This is a genomic window from Acidisphaera sp. S103 (genome assembly GCF_009765975.1).
Taxonomy (GTDB): Bacteria; Pseudomonadota; Alphaproteobacteria; order Acetobacterales; family Acetobacteraceae; genus Rhodopila.
This window is the reverse complement of the sequence record NZ_LMUJ01000085.1, coordinates 97,722-115,042: the sequence shown is the minus strand read 5'-3', so window position 1 is coordinate 115,042 and position 17,321 is coordinate 97,722. Positions and strand designations below refer to the sequence as shown.

The 17,321-nt window shown below is 63.6% G+C and carries 10 protein-coding genes; 4 read left to right on the top strand and 6 right to left on the bottom strand.

Going from position 1 to position 17,321, the window contains the following annotated elements; translation table 11 throughout:
• Positions 1-166: 166 nt before the first annotated feature.
• Positions 167-643 (bottom strand): xanthine phosphoribosyltransferase, encoded by a 477-nt coding sequence (gene gpt, locus GSQ89_RS28885; RefSeq protein ID WP_158931583.1) that lies wholly within the window; start codon positions 641-643, stop codon positions 167-169.
• 120 nt (positions 644-763) lie between these two features.
• On the opposite strand from gpt, the gene GSQ89_RS28880 reads away from it, so the two are divergent.
• On the top strand, positions 764-1,648 hold the full coding sequence (locus tag GSQ89_RS28880; RefSeq protein ID WP_158931582.1) for an N-formylglutamate amidohydrolase: 885 nt from the start codon (positions 764-766) through the stop codon (positions 1,646-1,648).
• Positions 1,649-1,662: 14 nt separating this feature from the next.
• The gene (locus tag GSQ89_RS28875; RefSeq protein WP_158931581.1) at positions 1,663-2,427 is read left to right on the top strand and encodes an enoyl-CoA hydratase; all 765 of its coding nucleotides are present in this window, start codon (positions 1,663-1,665) and stop codon (positions 2,425-2,427) included.
• A 694-nt stretch (positions 2,428-3,121) separates the two neighbouring features.
• On the opposite strand, the gene GSQ89_RS28870 is transcribed toward GSQ89_RS28875, so the two are convergent.
• The 3 genes from GSQ89_RS28870 to GSQ89_RS28860 all read right to left on the bottom strand — a co-directional run bounded on the left by GSQ89_RS28870 (position 3,122) and on the right by GSQ89_RS28860 (position 6,682).
• Positions 3,122-4,699, bottom strand: coding sequence for a regulator (locus tag GSQ89_RS28870; protein WP_174254944.1), 1,578 nt, complete (start codon positions 4,697-4,699; stop codon positions 3,122-3,124).
• A gap of 8 nt (positions 4,700-4,707) precedes the next feature.
• Positions 4,708-5,352, bottom strand: a complete 645-nt coding sequence (locus GSQ89_RS28865; protein ID WP_254073414.1) for a cysteine hydrolase family protein — start codon at positions 5,350-5,352, stop codon at positions 4,708-4,710.
• Positions 5,353-5,491: 139 nt separating this feature from the next.
• The gene (locus GSQ89_RS28860) at positions 5,492-6,682 is read right to left on the bottom strand and encodes an ABC transporter substrate-binding protein (RefSeq protein WP_158931578.1); all 1,191 of its coding nucleotides are present in this window, start codon (positions 6,680-6,682) and stop codon (positions 5,492-5,494) included.
• A 212-nt stretch (positions 6,683-6,894) separates the two neighbouring features.
• Between GSQ89_RS28860 and GSQ89_RS28855 the strand changes: the two genes are divergently transcribed.
• Both GSQ89_RS28855 and GSQ89_RS28850 read left to right on the top strand, forming a co-directional pair.
• Positions 6,895-10,425 carry an ABC transporter ATP-binding protein gene (locus tag GSQ89_RS28855; protein WP_158931577.1) on the top strand — a complete coding sequence of 1,177 codons (3,531 nt, stop codon included), beginning with the start codon at positions 6,895-6,897 and terminating at the stop codon, positions 10,423-10,425.
• 462 nt (positions 10,426-10,887) lie between these two features.
• A complete protein-coding gene (locus GSQ89_RS28850) occupies positions 10,888-15,450 on the top strand; it encodes a Hint domain-containing protein (RefSeq protein ID WP_158931576.1) in 4,563 nt (1,520 codons plus the stop codon).
• A gap of 374 nt (positions 15,451-15,824) precedes the next feature.
• On the opposite strand, the gene ychF is transcribed toward GSQ89_RS28850, so the two are convergent.
• Both ychF and pth read right to left on the bottom strand, forming a co-directional pair.
• Positions 15,825-16,919, bottom strand: coding sequence for a redox-regulated ATPase YchF (gene ychF, locus GSQ89_RS28845; protein ID WP_158931575.1), 1,095 nt, complete (start codon positions 16,917-16,919; stop codon positions 15,825-15,827).
• The coding region (gene pth, locus GSQ89_RS39480; protein WP_254073413.1) for an aminoacyl-tRNA hydrolase at positions 16,919-17,321 on the bottom strand (403 nt) is incomplete at its 5' end. The genes ychF and pth, both read right to left, overlap by 1 nt.

Sequence of the window (17,321 nt, the reverse complement as noted above, 5' to 3'; positions counted from 1 at the left end):
ACGCCTTGCTGTGTAGGTCTCGGAAAAGGCGTGGATGGCAGGCCTACGCCTGCCATGACGGGACTGGGCGACAGTGCCAACATCGAAGCATTTGTTGATGCACGAAGCCTTAAGGGGTTTGGAGAGGAGGGGGCGACCGAGACGGTTGCGACCCCTGAGTAGCCCCTTACGGGGCGCCGCGTCTCGCCAGGGGTTCGATGAACTGTGGTTCGGTGTCCCAGGGGAACAGGATCCAGGTATCCTGGGAGACTTCGGTGACAAAGCTGTCGATCATCGGACGGCCGGCCGGTTTGGCATAGACGCAGGCGAAATGGGCTTTCGGCAGCAGGCCTCGCACGACGCGGGCGGTGGTGCCGGAATCGACCAGGTCGTCCACGATCAGGAAACGGGTTCCGTCGCCGGCGGCCGCGGGTGGTTTGGTCACCACGGGCTCACCGCGGACTTCGTCCTGGTAGGTGACGATGCAGACGCTCTCGACCAGCCGCACATCCAATTCGCGGGCAATGATCGCCGCCGGGATCAGTCCCCCGCGGCTGATCGCCACGATGCCGTCGAACGGACCCAGGCTCATCAGCCGCCAGGCGAGCGCGCGTGCGTCGCGATGAAGTTGATCCCAGGTAACGGTGTAGTAGTGCGGTGTCATGCTCGCTGTTTCGGCGAAAACCTTGGATCGGTGCAAGGGGGCTTGAGCCGTCGCCGTTATCTGCATCCCATTCGAAGACAGCATAGTGACATTTTGGTCCGGTGCGTCTTTGATACAGCCATGGACGTCCCCACCGCTCCCCTGCCAATGGCCGAGGAAATGCCCCCTTTCCGCCTGTTGGCACCGGAGCGGCCGTTCGCCCCTGTCGTTTTCACCTCGGCTCATTCCGGACGCGCCTATTCGGCGGACCTGATGACGGGCGTCCGGCTGTGCCCGCTCAGCTTGCGGCGCAGCGAGGATTGCTTCGTCGACGACCTGTTCGCCGCCGCCCCGGCGCATGGCGCCCCGCTTCTGGCGGCCAACTTTCCCCGTGCCTTCTGCGATGCGAACCGGGAGGCGTGGGAACTTGACCCGGCCATGTTCATCGAGCGTCTGCCCGACTGGGTGAACACGACCAGTTCGCGGGTGACCGCCGGCCTGGGCACGATCGCGAAAGTGGTTGCCTCCGGCGAGACGATTTACGCGACCAAGCTGCCGTTTGCGGAAGCGGAGCGGCGGATTTACACCTATTGGCACCCGTTTCATGACACGCTGGGTCGCCTGATCAGCGATATCAAGGCCCGTTTCGGTTATTGCCTGGTGATCGACTGCCACTCCATGCCGTCGGGCGGACAGGGCAGGCGCGGCGGCATCCGGCCGGTGGATTTTGTCCTGGGCGACCTGCACGGGTCGGCGTGCGCGTCCCGCGTCACCCGAGCGGCCGAGGCCGTGCTGGGCGGCAAGGGTTATCTGGTCCGCCGCAACGAACCTTATGCCGGCGGCTACATCACCCGGCACTACGGCCAGCCGGCCGACGACGTGCATGTGCTGCAGATCGAGATTGCCCGCGCCCTGTACATGGACGAGGCGCGCATCGAGCGTCTCCCCGGGTTTTCAGTGATCCAACAGCAGATCACCGATCTGATCGCCGCCATGACGCTGCATGTTCACGACCTGATCGGATAGCGCACGGGGAACACATGGCCGAAGTCGTCATCACTCAATCCGGTTCGGTGCTGGAAGTCCTGTTCAACCGGCCGGAGAAGAAGAACGCCCTGACCAGAGCAATGTATGCGGCGGTGGTGGATGCGTTCCACCGGGCCGACGCTGACGCGGCGATCCGGGTGGTGCTGCTGAGCGGCGCCGGCGACACTTTCACCTCGGGTAACGACATCAGGGATTTCCAGTCTCGGTCGGTGACCAACGAGGCGTCGCATGCCTCGCCGTTTCTCGATGCGCTGTCGTCCTTGGCGACCCCCTTGGTCGCGGCGGTGAATGGTGCGGCGATCGGGGTCGGCACGACCATGCTGGCGCACGCGGACCTGGTGATCGCCGCACACTCGGCACGGTTTGTGATGCCGTTCACCAGCCTTGGCCTGGTGCCGGAGGCCGCCAGTTCGCTGTTGTTTCCCCGGTTGGTGGGACATCAGCGGGCCAGCGCCCTGCTGCTGCTGGGTGAGCCGATGGATGCGGAGACCGCCCACGAATGGGGTTTCGTCAATCAGGTCGTTGCCGATGCGGAGCTGATGACAACCGCTCGGGCTGTCGCGGCCCGGCTGGCGGCGCTGCCGCCCGAAGCGGTGCGCCTGACCAAGGACTTGATCAAGAACGGACGGGGGGACGTTCCAGGCCGTATCGCGCAGGAGTTGGTGTTGTTCGGGCAACGCCTGCGCTCACCTGAGGCGGCGGAGGCGTTCCAGGCGTTCGTGGAAAAGCGCAAGCCGGATTTTTCGCGGTTTTCGTAGGTTTGTGGCCGATGGCGGCTGACACCGTCGTGTGCGCCGATGTTGCTTTGTCGTCGGCAAGCGTGACGTTGACTATTTCATTACTTATTGTTAGTGGTTTTTGGTTACACGTTAAAGAATTTCTCTCATCCGAGCACTTCGTGATCTACGAGTTTCGAACGAAGCGGGTTATGTGAGGCGCCTGTACTGGTTGCACCTCCGCATTTAACACAGAGGTCGCGAAGTTCCCGGAGGACGCAGAGAAGTATCGCTGGTAAATTCCGTCCGCGGTCTGGTCGAACACCTGCAGGGGTTATGCATACAAAGAGATATTACAAATTCATCATGACTTGCTGCTGCTCCGCATGTGCTCATGGCGAGCGCGGACCAATTGGGTGATGTCGCTCGACCAGGGTTCATGTTTGCCACATCGCCGATCTGATTGTATTCGATATGTTATCGGAATATTTTTGCGTATTTGTTCCTATATCACAAGTATAATACCACGCGCCGTTGATGCCGACTCTTCGCTGCCGTCATGGCCGGGGACGCGCTGTGCGTGTCCCCGGCCATTCACGCTTCATCGGCTGGTGCGCGGATGGCCGTGACGCCCGAAGCAGGCGCCCGGCCATGACGGCAGCGGAAGGGTTAAACTCATCGGCACTTGGTAACGGCACTTGGTATAAGCACTACTTCCAGGACTCTCGCTAGCCGATCAATCGGCCTCCGCGGGGACTTCTTGCATGTCCATTGCCATCGGATGGAACTCGGCATACTTCGCCAGGTAGAACAGGATGCCCGCCACGCCGAGATAGGATATCGCCACCGTCGGGGAACTGTTGATACCGATGCCCTCCGCCCCGTGGATGAAGCCGAAGAATGTCAGCACCGTCCCAGCCAGGGCAAATGCCGCGGCTTTCTCGAACGCTCGGTCGATGATGTAGACGGTGATGGCACCCAGGATGATGCCGGCCAATGTCGCGCCACCACCCAGCACCTCCAGCCCATTATATAGCACGCCGACCTGGGCCAGCTTGGCGGTGCCCACCGCCGCGGCGTTGGTGCCGGCGGCGCCCAGGGCGTTGTCGATCTGCGTCTTGCCCCAGGCGGCGATCTGCGGCAGCAAGGCCAGCACGATGGCCGGCGCGTGGCGATGCGGGGATTCCTGGAACGCCTGCGAACCGATCAGCATACCGATATACAGAAGTATGGGCAGGATCGCGACCACCGGGATCAGCGCGCTGATCACCGCGATGATGCCGAACCAGGTCAGCACCAGCACGATGATGCCGGTCACGGCGGAATAGCCGATCCGCCCGCCCATCGCCTTCCAGCCCGGATGACCAATGTAGACCGCGTTGATGAATGGATTGCCCATCAGGCAGCCGATCAGGCTGATGACGCCGTCCGCGGTCAGCACCCGCGTTGTGGGGAAGCTGTCGCCCGCGGCCGCGGCGCTCTCGACGTTGTCCAGTGCCTCGATCAGGTCGTAGATGCCGAATGGGATCGCGGTCACCAGGATGACGCCGAGGTATTTGAACCCGTCGAACGTGTAATGAAATGCCGGCAGCGGCACGGAGAAGCCGAAATTGGACACCGATGCGCCCAGTTTCGCCAGGCTGAGGTCGCCGTAGCCGAGACCCAGAGCAGTGGACCCCCAGGCAATAACGGTGCCCACCGCGATCGCCACAAGGCCGCCGGGCACGCCGCCGAAGTAGCGCACGCCGCCGAACCAGTTCGCCAGGATCACGGCGAAGCACACTACGCCGATCACCGGGGTGGTGAACACCTGCGCCGCCGGGCTCATGGCGATGAAGGTGATCGAGATGCCGGCCAGCGAACCGAGCAGGGCGGCACGGGGGGTGATTTTGCGGATGTAGGGGCCGATGAAACCACCGGCCATCAGGACGAAGCTCTGGATGAACACCCAGGTCAGGCCGGCTTCCCAGGCCTGGATCGGGTCGTTGGTGGCCAGCTTGATCGGCAGCATGACCACGAACGTCACGACAAACATATGCGGCACGCTGATGCCGGAGGGCAGCGCACAGACATCGGTGCGTCCGGTCTTGCGAGCCAGGTTCCAGGCCAGGAACGCATAATATCCGGTGCTCAGGAACAGCATCATCCCCAGCGCCGGCAGGATACGGCCGAAGACGAGCGCATCCGGCATTTTCAGCACGAAGCGCAGCAATCCGGTCAGCACCAGGACGTTCACCAGGATATTGGTGCCGAACCCGAACAGGGCATTCCAGTCGCCCGGGACCCAGAACTTTGGTCTGTGGCCAATTGCCATGTTTGCGCTCATTCTGCCGATTCTTTCATCATCATGCTGCTTTTGAGCGCCTGAATGATCGTGGCCGAGGGCGCGACCCAGCCGAAAATGCCGCCTTGTGCGGCAATCATCCGGAGTCCCATCTCGTGGAACTCGGGGAAATAGGAGCCGCAGCAGTCACTTACGACCAGGCAGTCGTAGCCACGGTCATTCGCTTCCCGGACCGTGGTGTTGACGCAGACTTCCGTGGTGACTCCGGTCACGACCAGCTGCTGAATGCCCTGGTTTTGCAGGATGGCGTGCAGGTCGGTGGCGAAGAAGGCGCCCTTGCCGGGTTTGTCGATCACCGGTTCGCCCGCCGCCGGGTAGAGTTCGGGAATGATGTCGTGACCGGCCTCACCGCGCACCAGGATACGGCCCATTGGGCCGGGATCGCCGATACGCGTGGCGCCTCGGCCGCGGATTTTCTTCGCCGACGGCAGGTCCGCGAGGTCGGGGCGATGGCCTTCACGGGTGTGGATCACCAGAGCGCCGACGGCCCGCCAGACCGCCAGCAGCGCCTTGTTGGGCGCGATGGTGCGGCGAAGCTGGGAAACGTCGTTGCCCAGCATCTCGCCGAATCCGCCGGGTTCGAGGAAGTCGCGCTGCATGTCGATGATCAGCAGCGCGGCCACGGCCAAGTTCAGGCTGTAGTCATACGGCTCCGCTTCGACCAGCATCCCCGCCCCCAGGACAGTCTCGATGCCGGTGCGGAATGCAAATTCAGGGCCATATCGAGCGGATCAGGCATGGCTCCCGATCCGCCCGCCGGCATCAATACGCGATGGCCTCGGTCTGCACGGGCTGCCAGCGGCCGTTATGGATGACCGACAGGAAGGATGCGGTCGCTCCATGATGCTGGTCCGGTCCGAACGAGTATGTTGTCCCGAAGATATCCGTGTACTGGTGAATAGCCTCCAGGCCCTTGATGAAACTTTCCGTCGTCAGGTCCTTGCCGGCGTTCTTCAGACCCAACAGCACCATTTCGGCGGCACTGTACCCGGTCTCACCCAGGAAGTTCGGTTCTATGCCGTACCGCGCCTTGTAGTCGGCGAAGAAGGCTTTCACCGCCGGCCTTGGGTCGTCCGGATAGGCATAGATCGACGGGCTCATGGAATAGAACCCTTCCCCAACGTCGCCGGGCGCGGTCGCGATCGACGTATCATAGGATGCGATCTGCCCGACAAACGGCACCGACCAGCCGACCTTCCTGGCCTGCGAGATAATGCCGATCGTGTCGCGCACGATCGTCCCCAGGCCGACCCAGTCGCATCCGGCATCACGCAGTTTGGTCAGGTTGGAGCTGAAATCCGTGTCGGTCGGCTTGTGCGCCGTCGTCGCGACGATGCTTATGCCCAGCGCTTTCGTTTCGTCCTGGATGCCGGCCAGCACATCCCGGCCGAAATCGGTGTCCTGGTACATGACGCACAGATGGCTGACGTGCTTTTGCTGCACGAAATACTTCACGCCGGAGCGCATCTGATCGTAATACGAGGCGAATTGTCCGAATTTCAGCGGATTGAACGGCTCATACATCGACCGGGCGGCGGTCAGCGGAAATATATTGGGCACGTCCTTGGCGAACTGCATGGGCATTTCGGCATTGTTCATCGGCGTGCCGCCATCGACCACGGTGAAGAAAACGTGGTCCAGATTCAGCAGTTTGTTGATCGCCTGCACCGCGCGCGGCACCTGATACTGGGTATCTTCCACGATATAATGGATTTTACGACCGTTTATGCCGCCCTCAGCGTTCGCCTCATCAAACACCATGCGCATGGTGTTTGCGTTGTTGACCCCCTGGACGGCCGTTACGCCTGATAGGTCAGTGGTCGTGCCGATGACGATCTCGGTGTCCGTGACGCCTTGCTGTTCCGCCAGGGCGGCGCCGCCTGATATGGTTAGTAGAGCCGAAAGTGTGACAGGCAATGTCAGCCAGTGCTTGATGCCGATTGGCTTATTCATGGTTTTCTCCCAGTACCGGGCCGTGTTGTCCGGCCTCGTGCCAGAGTACCTATACAAGCGAAGCCGCCGTCCACCAAACGCCGGCATTCGGCCCGTATCATTTCTGCAAATCGCGGGTTCAAATGATGGAGTCATCGGCCGCGACGGCCCGTGATACATGAATCAGCGCTACTCGATTCGACGCCAGCCTGTCGTTGAGGGACGATCACTGCATGCACTTTGACCTGAAGCTATGGCGCATGACCGCCGGCCTGCGGGGCCGCATCGCTCTTTCGGCCTGCCTGGGGCTGCTTGCCCTGGCGGTGGGGATTGCGCGCTTCGCGTTCCTCGGCCGGTTTCTCGCCGGGGTGTTCCATGGCCAGACCCCGATCGTGCCGTTGCTGGGCGCCACCGGGGCGATCCTGCTGCGGGCCTGGCTGGACCACCACCGCACCATGATCGCGCACCGCACCGCGGCTCGGGTGCAGGAGACACTGCGCGGCCGGCTGTTCGACAAGCTTCTGGCGCTGGGCCCCGCCTGGTTCGGGGCGGAGCGGACTGGCGGGGTCATGCTGTCGATGGTCGACGGGGTCGAGCAGTTGCAGTCGTTCTTCGGCCAATACCTGCCGCAGGTGACCATCGCCATCTTCGCGCCGTTCGCGATCTTCGTGTTCATCGCGTGGTGGGACGTTCCGGTTGCCACGGTCATGCTGGCGGCCGCCCTGTTCACCCTGGTGCTGCCGGGTGTCGTTCACAGCAAGACCGCCACGGCGTCGCGCGTCCGGCAATCCGCGTTCAAATCGTTTGGGGAGGAGTTCCTCGATGCGGTGCAAGGGCTGCCGACGCTTAAGGCGTTCGGCCAGAGCGCCGCTTACGGGCGGATGCTGGCGGCTAAAGCCCGAGCGCTGTCGGATAGCACGTTTTGGGTGCTGTCACTGAATGTGCTGACGCGGGGGTTTACCGACCTTGGGACGGCCTTGGGGTCCGCGGCTGCGTTGGCCCTGGGGGCCTGGCGGGTTCAGCACGGCGAGATGAGCATCGAAGCCCTGCTGATCGTGCTGATGGCCGGGACCGAGATTTTCCGGCCGTTGCGCGACCTGCGCGGGGTGCTGCACCAGGGACTGAATGGGCAGGCGGCGGCGACCGGTATCAACGCGCTACTGGATACGAATGTGGCGACGCCGGCCGGATCGGCGGTTCCACCGCTGACGCCGGAGATCACGTTCGAAAACGTCGCGTTCGCCTATCCGGGCGGGCGGCGGGCGGCGCATAGCGGCCTGACGTTCCGCGTGGGCGCCGGGGAGCGGGTCGGCATTGTTGGACCCAGCGGGTCCGGCAAGTCCACCATCGTCCGGCTGCTGTCCCGGCTGCATCAGGCTCAGGGTGGGATTATCCGCATTGGCGGTGTCGATCTGAAAGATATCGATGCGGCGCAGGTGCGTGGGATGATCGCCGTCGTGTCGCAGGACACTTATCTGTTCCATGGGACGGTGGAGGAAAACCTGCGCCTCGGGCGGCCGGACGCTTCGGAGGCCGAGGTGGTCGCGGCGGCGACGGCGGCCAACGCGCACGGCTTCATCAGTGCCCTGCCCGACGGCTATCGGACGGTGATCGGCGAACGGGGCACCAGCCTGTCAGGCGGGCAGCGGCAACGTCTGGCGATCGCCCGCGCCGTGCTGCGGGATTCGCCGGTGCTGGTGCTGGATGAGGCGCTGTCGTCCGTCGATACCGAGAACGAGGCGATCATCCAGCAGGCGCTGGACCGTTTGATGGTGGGGCGCACCACGCTGATCCTGGCGCATCGGTTGTCCAGCGTCATCGGCGCAGACCGGATTTTGGTGCTGAACGACGGTGCGGTGGTGCAGTCCGGGCACCATCGGGACCTGATCGGCGAGGATGGGCCGTATCGGGACCTGATGGGGTCGCAACTGGGAGAGCGGGACGGCGGTGTCGTTCCGTTGCTGGCGGCCGAGGCCGCCGCGCCGGATGCGCCGGCGACCGGGGCAATTGTGGGCAGTTTGTCGGAGGACGCCGCCACCGTGACGTGGCCGGCGACGATCCGGACGTTGTTGCGGGTGGTGCGGCCGTATCGCGGTCAGTTGGCGGTGACCGTGCTGACCGGGATTGGTCGCGTGGTGGCGTTTATCGGGGTCAGTGTGCTGGGGGCGCTGGTGCTTGGGGCGGTTCGGAACGGATCACCCACGGGTGTGCTGGTGGCGGCACTGCTGATCACCGCGCCGCTCGCCGGGCTATTGCACTGGATGGAGTCGTGGATCGCCCATGCCATGGCCTATGCGCTGCTGGCGGACATGCGGATCGAACTGTTCCGGAAGCTGGACGCGTTAGCGCCGGCCTATCTGCTGCTGCGGCGGTCGGGCGATCTGGTGGCGCTGGCGACCCAGGATGTGGAGACGGTGGAGTATTTCTTTGCCCATACCATCGCGCCGGCGATCGTGGCGGTGCTGGTGCCGGTCAGCGTGATCGTGGCGATGGCGTGGATCGCGTGGCCGCTGGCGTTGGTTCTGGCGCCGTTTCTTTTGTATGCGGCCGCATCGCCCCTGCTGGGGCGGCAGCGGATCGACCGGCTGGGATCGGCGGCCAGAGGTGCGTTGGGGCTGATCGGCGCCTATGCGACCGAGACGATCCAGGGGCTTTCCGAATTGGTGATGTTCGGGGCGACCGAGCGGCGGCGGGACGGATTTATGGTGGCGGTCCGGGGGTATCAGGGGCTGCGGCTTGCTCTGTTGGGCGATTTGTCGTTCCAGGCCGCAGCCTTGGATGCGGTGACCGGTCTTGGCGGGCTGGCGGTGGCGGCGCTGGGTGCGGTGCTGGTCACGCATGGCATGATCGGGCCGACCGTGTTGCCACTGCTGGTGCTGATCGCCATCGCGGCATTCCTGCCGGTTTCGGAGATTGCCCAGGTGGGGCGGCAATTGGCGGATACGATCGCCTCGACGCGGCGGTTGGCGGTGGTGGAGGCGGAGCCGGTGCTGATCACCGATGGACGGCGCGAGCCTGGCGCCGGATCGGGGGTCGTGTTCGACGCGGTGGATTTTTCGTATCCTGGACGGTCGGTGCCGGCGTTGGCCGGGATGTCGTTCGAGGTGCCGGGTGGGGCGACGGTGGCGCTGGTCGGTCCGTCCGGCGCGGGGAAGACGACGGTGGCGAATTTGCTGCTGCGGTTCTGGGATCCGTCTTCCGGGTCGATCCGGCTGGGTGGGGTCGATCTGCGGGAAGTGACTCTGGACGGACTGCGCGGGCGGATCGCGCTGGTTGCACAAGATACGTATCTGTTCAACGACACGCTGGAGGCGAATGTCCGGCTGGCCAGGCCGGATGCGTCCGATGAACAGGTTGGACTGGCGTTGGATCGGGCGGCGCTGGCTGGGTTTGTCGCAGGGTTGCCGGAGGGGCTGGCGACTCGGGTGGGGGAACGCGGCGTGCAGTTGTCCGGCGGGCAACGGCAACGGATCGCCATTGCTCGGGCGTTCCTGAAGGACGCGCCGCTGCTGATTTTGGATGAGGCGACTTCGCATCTTGATACGATCAGCGAACAGGCCGTACGAGGCGCGTTGGATGCACTGATGGCGGACCGAACAACCATTGTCATCGCGCATCGATTGTCGACGATACGCGCCGCGGATCTGATCCTGGTGTTGCGGGATGGACGGGTGATCGAATCGGGCACGCATGACGGGTTGATCGCTCGGGGGGGATTCTATGCGCGGCTGGTTGATCATCAGATGGCGAGCGTCGCTGCGTAGTTTGATGGACCGGGTTCGTATTGAAGTTGGCCGTTGCCGTTGAGGCATCGGCTTCGTCATGGACCGGCGACAGTGGGGCCATCTGATCCAGCATCTTACCGTGGCAGATGGCCCGGACTTCGCCGGGCCATGACGGATCGACCGAGCCGTGACGGATCAACCGGTCCGTGACGAATCAATCGGTCCGTGACGAGTCAATCGGTCCGTGACGGATCAAGAGGCGGCGGCTCTCTTTCTGTTACCGTAGCAAACTGTTGCCGCAACCATCTGCCACCGTAGCCGTATGCCTCATCCGTTGAATCCGGTTCCATCATTCCGGTTCTGATTTTGGTCGGAATTCCTATCGGTCTGATATCGGGGTCGGGCGTTCACCCTTCATACAATGGCAACAATTCTGTCATTAGGGCGCGCTCCGTGGGTCGATTAGGAAGCCGCGACAACGATCGCGGACGAAAATTGACAATGACAAACACGAGCGGAACGCTGACGGAGTTCACGGCCGGCGACCTGGTGATCAGCATCTCCGGCGACACGACGGGCGGCGACGCCTACGGCGATAACGCAGCGTCTCCGGTCACGTTGGAGGAATTGACCACCACGGGCACCGTTGTTGGCACGATGGTGCTGCCGCAGGTCACCACGGTCCAGAATGGCGTTACCCAATACGCCATCTCCAGCGAATTCGGCTCCTCATCCGAAGGGTCGCTGCAACTCTCGGCGGACGGCCAGTCACTGGTCATCATGGGCTACGGCATCAACGCCGCGATGTTCAACGCAGGCGGCGCCGGGGTCTACGGCACGACCGCGCTCGCACAGTCGACCAGCGTCCCCGGCGGCACAGATACCGCCGTTCCCCGCGTCATCGCCGACATCGGCTACAACGGCACGGTCGATACCAGCACGGCGCTCTATAATGTTTTCAATACCAACAATCCGCGCAGCGTCGCGACGGTCAACGGCACGGTCTTCTACATTTCCGGTCAGGGCGTGAAGGGCGACACCACCCAGGGCGTCTTCGTGGCGCACGACGGCGCCAATTCCGCCACCGCGATCAATACATCCGCCGACACACGCACGGCCGAGATCTACAACGGGGAGCTGTATATTTCGCGCGACAGCACCCAGGCCGGTGGCGGCAGCATCGAAACGTTCGGCACGGCGCTGCCCACCGGCGCGGCCACCGGTACCGTCCTGCCGGGAATCGACCTGACCGTCACGGTGACCGCCGCGAACGCCAACAGCGTCAACGCGGGCATGGTCGGCAAGGTCGTCGAGCTTAGCCCGGAGAACTACTTCTTTGCCTCACCGACCGTTCTCTACATCGCCGACGGCGGCATTCCCAAAGAAGGCGGCGCAGGTGACGGCGGCCTGCAGAAATGGGTGCTGACCGACGGCACGTGGACACTGGAATACACCCTGTCGGACGGGTTGAACCTGGTCCAGAACACCGCGACCGCCGGCACCACCGGGCTGATCGGACTGACCGGCACCGTCATCGGCAACACCGTCGAGCTTTTCGCTACAAACGCAACGATCAACGATCTCGACCCAACCTTTCTGTTCGGGATCACCGACACGCTGACCGCCACCTCGGGCACCGGCGAAACTTTCACCACGCTGGCGAGCGGGATCCCGGGCAGCGACAATATCCGCGGCGTTTCGTTCGCACCCAGCGCGGATAATGTGGCACCGACATCGGTGACCGTCAGCAGCGACGTCACCTCGACGGGGCTGACCGTTACCAGCGGCGGCTCCATCACCATCCTGAACGGCGGCACGGCCGTCAGCACGACGGTCCTGTCCGGCGGAACCGAACTGGTATCCGCCGGCGGCGTCGACTCGGGTTCGGACATCGGGCTGGGCGGCAACGAAACGGTCCTCGGTTCGGCGTCTGGTGACACCATCGGTGGCATCCAGCTTGTCAGCTCCGGGACAGCGATCGTCAGCAATGAAATCGTCGTCAACGGCGGGTCCGTCGATCTGTTCGTGAAGGGCGTGATCGCCAACAACACGACGGTTGAAACCGGCGGCACGCTGAACATCAACGGCGCCGCCACGGCTTACGCGACGGTCCTCGACGGCGGCCAGCTCAACCTGCAATCGCCGAAAGCATCGTTCGGCAGTTCGTTGACTTTCGAGGGCGCGAGCACGATCGATGTAACCGCGGTGAGCAGCGCGGGAAATGGCGGTCTCGGCGTCATCTCCGGCTGGGGTGCCGGCGACGTGATCGACGAAACCGTCATCAGCAGCGGCGCGACATTGAGCACAACGACATCCGGCGGCAACACGGTGGCGACGATCACCAGCGGTTCGGTGGTCGAATCGTTCATTTTCGCCGGCACTGCCGTCGCATCAACGCTGCAACTGGTCAGCGACGGCGGTTCGGGTGTGGAGATCAGCTATCTCGCACCAACTTCGACCGACATCGTCGTGTCCAACGGCGTCACATCGAGCGGCCTCAACATCTTCAGCAATGGTTCGGTGGACGTACTGAACGGCGGCACCCTCGTTGACGCCACGTTCCTGTCCGGCGGATCGGGAACGATCGAGCAAGGCGGGACCGACCTCGGTTCGACAATTTCCGGCGGCGGCTTCGAACTGGTCCTCGGCACCGCGACCAACGATCAGGTCTACGGCATACAACTCGTCAGCAACGGCGTCGCGGTCGTCAACAACGAAACCATCTTCAACGGCGGGTCGGTCGATCTCTTCCTGAAAGGCGCTGTCGCCAACAACCTGGTCGTCAGTAGCGGCGGCGAGCTCAACATCAATGGCAATGCCACCGCATTCGCCACCGTGCTCAGCAACGGCGGCATCATCGACCTGCAATCCCCCAAGGCAACCCTCGGCGGCACGCTGACCTTCGACGGCACCGGTACCCTCGAAATTACCGACACGATCAGCGCCGGATTCGGCGACCTCGCGGTCATCTCCGGCTTCGGCAGCGGCGCCGTCATCGACGTGACCTCGATCCCCGTCGGCGCGACGCTCAGCACCGTGGTTTCCGGCGGCAATACCGTCGCGACGATCACCGGTGCCGATACCGAAACGTTCATTTTTGCCGGCACGTCCTTCGCCTCCGGCCTGATATTGACGTCCGACACCACCGGCGGCGTGGAAATCGTTGCCGGATCGTCGACGTCATCGGGGATCACGCCGCCGTCCAGCAACACCATCGTCGTATCGGGTGGCACGACATCCAGCGGCCTGACAATCAGCAGCGGCGAGACGATCGAGGTGCTGTCCGGTGGCACCGCCGTGGCTATCACGCTGCTGCCGGGCGCGGTCGAGACGGTTGAGGCCGGCGGGTTTGACTCCGGCACCTTCATCTCCAGCGGCGGCAGCGAAACGGTTGCCGGGTCGGCCACACAGGACAAGGTCGCCGGCAGGCAGTCCGTCACCGGGGTTGTTGTCAGCGAAGCAATCCTGGCAGGCGGATCGGCGACCATCGCCTTCGGTGCCACCGATTCGGGTTCGGTCATATCGGCCGGCGGCAATGAAACGGTCATCGGATCGGCCAATCTCGATCAGGTATACGGAACGCAGCTTGTCAGCGCCGCCACGGCGATCGTCAGCAATGAAACCGTTTTCGCCGGCGGCAGCGTCGATCTGTTCCTGAAGGGCGCAGTTGCCAGCGCGCTGACGGTGGAGAGCGGCGGCGCATTGAACATCAGCGGCAATGCCACGGCCGAGAACACGGTCATCAACGGCGGGCTGGTGGAGTTTCAGTCTCCAAAAGCGGTGCTGTCGGGCTCGCTGACGTTCTCCGGCGGCGGCACCCTGGAAGTCACCTCCAACACCAGCGCGGGGTTTGGCGACCTCGCCGTCATCTCGGGTTTTGGCACCGGCGATGTGATCGACATGACATCGGCGACCTCGGTGGGCGCCGCCGGGTCGGGAGCAACCCTCGGCACGACGACCTCCGGCGGCGATACCTTTGCGACCGTCACGGGGGGCGGCACCAGCGACAGCTTCATCTTCGACGGAACCACGATCGGCGCGTCCCTTGTTCTGGGAAGCGACGGCAATGGCGGCGAGATGCTGACGGAAGTCGCCTGCTTCCTGCCCGGCACATACATCCTGACCCGTCAGGGCGAGGTGCTGGTGGAGCAGCTTCAGGTTGACGATACCGTGGTCACGGCAAGCGGACGGGAGCGGCGGCTGTGCTGGATCGGGCAAGGACGGGCCTTGGCCACGCGAGGGCGCCGCGGCGCCGCCACGCCGTTGATCGTCCGCAAAGGGGCGTTGGCGGACAACGTGCCGCACCGTGACCTGCACATCACCAAGGGTCATTCGCTGTATCTCGATGACGTGCTGATCCCGGTGGAGTTCCTGGTCAATCACCGGACCATCCTTTGGGATGATCATGCGCAGGAGGTGACGGTCTATCACCTGGAATTGGATGCGCATGATGTGCTGGTGGCCAACGGTGCCCCGGCCGAAAGCTACCGCGACGACGGTAATCGCTGGCTGTTCCAGAACGCCAACACCGGTTGGAACCAGCCGCCGAAACCGGCGTGCGCGCCGGTGCTGACAGGTGGTCCCATCGTGGATGCGGTCTGGACCCGGCTGCTGGATCGTGCGGGGCCGAACGGTTCTGTTCCACTGACGGACGAACCCGATCTGCACCTGTTGGTCGATGGCCGCCGTGTGGATGCGACGCATCGCCAGGGGAATGTCTATGTGTTCGGCCTCACCAGCCGGCCGGAGGATGTGCGCATCGTTTCGCGGTCCGTCGTGCCGCAGGAATTGGGGCTGGCGCGTGATCCACGCAGCCTGGGCGTGGCGCTGCGGCAGATCGTGGTGCGTCAGGGCTCCGGGTTCCGGATCGCCAAAGCAAAAGATGCGCGTCTGGTCAGTGGTTTCCATTCGTTGGAAGCGAACGGTGACTTCGTCTGGACGGACGGCGAGGCCGTATTGCCGATGGATTTACTGACGGGCTTTGCCGGACCGGTTGAAGTCGTCCTGACGACCGCCGGCACAACGCGCTATATCGACGACGGCGAGGCATTACGCGTCGCCTGACATTCGGAACGACACCGGTTGCAGGCTATCTACGTGGCCTGAAACCGGTCTGCCTCTTCGTTTGATCGCACGATACCAGGTTGCATTGACACGCCTCGTCATGGTTCCAGTCCGGGGCATCTGCCACAGCAAGGTGCTGGATCAGATGGCCCGGACTTCGCCGGTCCATGACGAATTAAGGGTCGGCCTCAACGTGGCTTGGCATGATCCGAGCGCCGTGGATGTTTCCTCAGCGCGATCGTAATCTAGTGTCCCGAATCTGAAGTTCGCCACAGCGGGCGAACTTCAGATTCGGGACACTAGCTCTTTGTTTTCAGTGGCCTGCCGATCCCAGAAATCCGTCGCAGAATGCGACGAACTTCTGGGGCAGGACACTAGACGTTGAAACGGAATTCCAGGATGTCGCCGTCCCTGACCACGTAGGTCTTGCCTTCGATACGCATCTTGCCGGCTTCCTTGGCGCCCTGCTCGCCGCGGCCGGCGACGAAATCGTCGTAGGCGATCGTTTCGCAGGCAATGAAGCCGCGCTCGAAATCCTTGTGAATCACGGCGGCGGCCTGCGGCGCCTTGGTGCCCTTGGTGATGGTCCAGGCATGCGTCTCTTTCGGGCCGCAGGTGAAATAGGTCAGCAATTCCAGCAGGTCGTAGCCCGCTCGTATGACCTGATCCAGGCCACTTTGCGACAGACCGAGCGTGTCGAGGAAATCCTTGCGGTCGGATTCGGGTAGCTGCGAGACCTCGGCCTCGATCGCGGCGGAGACCACGATCGTGGGGGCGCCTTGCGTCGCGGCCCAGGCGCGCACCCGTTCGGAGAAGGCGTTGCCAGTCGCGGCGGAGGCCTCCTCGACGTTGCAGACGTAGAGGACGGGTTTGGACGTCAGCAGTTGCAGGCGGCGGACGGCTTCTTCCTGGCCGGCCGGGATGGCGGTACGGGCGGCGTTGCCTTGCTGTAGCGCGGCGACCAGCGGTTCCATGATGGCGACGGCAGCGATGCTTTCCTTGTCGCCGCCCTTGGCCCGCTTCTGCGCTTGCGTCAGACGGCGTTCCAGGCTGTCCAGGTCGGACAGCATCAGTTCGGTTTCGACGACCTCGATATCGCGCAACGGGTCGATGGAGCCTTCGACGTGGGTGATGTCGCTGTCCTCAAAACAGCGCAACACGTGGATGATGGCGTCCACCTCGCGGATGTTGGCGAGAAACTGGTTGCCGAGGCCCTCGCCCTTGGAGGCTCCGCGCACCAGGCCGGCGATATCGACGAATTCCAGCGTGGTGGGGACGATCTTGATCGATTTGCCGATCTCGGCGAGGACGTCGAGGCGCGGGTCGGGGACGCCGACGCGGCCGACATTGGGCTCGATGGTGCAGAACGGATAGTTCGCCGCCTGGGCCGCCGCGGTGGCGGTCAGGGCGTTGAACAGGGTCGATTTGCCGACATTGGGCAGGCCGACGATGCCGCAGTTGAAGCCCATTATCGTGTGTCCTGTGTATGCAATGCGACGTTGGTCATGAAATCGGGATGCTTGCCCTGGGCGAGCAGGCCGGCGGCATCAGCCACCGCGTCGAGCAACGCGATCAGCCACGTCCTGTCGTCCTTGTCGAAGTTGCCCAGGACGTATCCCAGCACACGGTCCTTCGATCCGGGATGGCCGATGCCGAGGCGAACGCGCCAGTAGTCCTGGCTGCCCAGCATCTTGTCCATGCTGCGCAAGCCGTTGTGACCGGCGGCGCCACCGCCCTTCTTGACCCGCATCTTGCCGGGGGCGAGGTCGAGTTCGTCGTGGAAGGCGGTGATCGACTCAGGCGGCAGCTTGTAGAAAGCCGACGCTTCCTGCACCGACTCGCCGGAGCTGTTCATGTAGGTCAGCGGCTTC

Coding starts and splice junctions, on each gene's coding strand:
- GSQ89_RS28880 (WP_158931582.1), top strand. CDS start 764: ATGGACGTCCCCACCGCTCCCCTGCCAATGGCCGAGGAAATGCCCCCT.
- GSQ89_RS28860 (WP_158931578.1), bottom strand. CDS start 6,682: ATGAATAAGCCAATCGGCATCAAGCACTGGCTGACATTGCCTGTCACA.
- GSQ89_RS28870 (WP_174254944.1), bottom strand. CDS start 4,699: ATGGCAATTGGCCACAGACCAAAGTTCTGGGTCCCGGGCGACTGGAAT.
- ychF (WP_158931575.1), bottom strand. CDS start 16,919: ATGGGCTTCAACTGCGGCATCGTCGGCCTGCCCAATGTCGGCAAATCG.
- gpt (WP_158931583.1), bottom strand. CDS start 643: ATGACACCGCACTACTACACCGTTACCTGGGATCAACTTCATCGCGAC.
- GSQ89_RS28875 (WP_158931581.1), top strand. CDS start 1,663: ATGGCCGAAGTCGTCATCACTCAATCCGGTTCGGTGCTGGAAGTCCTG.
- GSQ89_RS28855 (WP_158931577.1), top strand. CDS start 6,895: ATGCACTTTGACCTGAAGCTATGGCGCATGACCGCCGGCCTGCGGGGC.
- GSQ89_RS28850 (WP_158931576.1), top strand. CDS start 10,888: ATGACAAACACGAGCGGAACGCTGACGGAGTTCACGGCCGGCGACCTG.